At 53.6% G+C, this 1,077-nt stretch carries 1 protein-coding gene; it reads left to right on the top strand.

Translation table 11 applies throughout. From position 1 onward, the window contains the following. Positions 1 to 255: 255 nt before the first annotated feature. Positions 256 to 1,077 (top strand): formylglycine-generating enzyme family protein (locus AWB83_RS35620; RefSeq protein ID WP_143750171.1); only part of this gene is annotated, 822 nt, incomplete at its 3' end.

Below are 1,077 nucleotides of genomic sequence, written 5' to 3' on the forward strand. Positions count from 1 at the left end.
GCGGGGCGGCAGTTGGGCTTCCATTCCGATTGGAGTTCGCGCCGCCAATGGCACGGGAAGTTATACGAATCTGCGAAGTTCCGCTCATGGTTTTCGTCTTGCGGTTGATTCTTGATTTAATAGCTTAGAAAAACAACATTTTTTGACAACAAAGGAGGATAGGTGAAGAAACCGTATCGGCGAGGCTTATGGATATGTCTCGCTATCTTGGCTGTCGTCACAGGACAATCAGTCTCGGCGAAGACGACGGCGCCCATGGCTACATTTAAAGATTGCGCCGAATGTTCTGAGATGGTCGTCCTGCCCGCGGGTCAGTACATGATGGGCGCCACCGTGGCGGAATTCAACGATCAGCCAAATCGGTATCGATACATGTACGACATGGAAACACCTCGACATTCCGTACAGGTCAAAGCGTTTGCGCTGGCGCGCTTCCACGTCACTCGAAAACAATTCGCCGCCTTTGCCAAGGAATCGGGTTTCAATGGAAAAGGCTGCATGACGTTTAAGCGCACTGACTGGGCCTACGTTTCCGACGCGGATTGGCGGAATCCCGGCTTCCCTCAGACTGATGACGATCCGGTCGTCTGCGTCTCTTGGAATGACGTACAACTCTACATCGATTGGCTGAACAAGAAACTGGCTGGCAAGACCACGCATCGCTATCGCTTGCCAACCGAACAGGAGTGGGAGTACGCGGCGCGCGCCGGCACGACCACGCCCATGTATTGGGGAAAAAGCCGGAAAGAACAATGTCGCTATGAAAACGCACGTGACGAAACGGCGAGAGTTCTGGATTTCGATGCTTCCGTGGCCCCTTGTAACGACGGTTTTCTATGGACTTCTCCGGTCGGTAGTTTCCGGCCTAACCCATGGGGACTGTATGACATGTTGGGAAATGCGACCCAATGGATGTCAGACTGTTCGACAGGTAGTTATGCGGCAGTCTCTGGCTTCTCATTTCCGTCTTCCACGGACTGTCCGGGACACACGATAAGAGGCGCTAGTTGGGCGTCGATTCCATTTGCGGTTCGCGCAGCGGGAAGAGGGGGCAACTATACAGACAAGCGCAATTCC

This window comes from Caballeronia ptereochthonis (assembly GCF_001545075.1).
In the GTDB taxonomy this organism is placed as follows: Bacteria; Pseudomonadota; Gammaproteobacteria; order Burkholderiales; family Burkholderiaceae; genus Caballeronia; species Caballeronia ptereochthonis.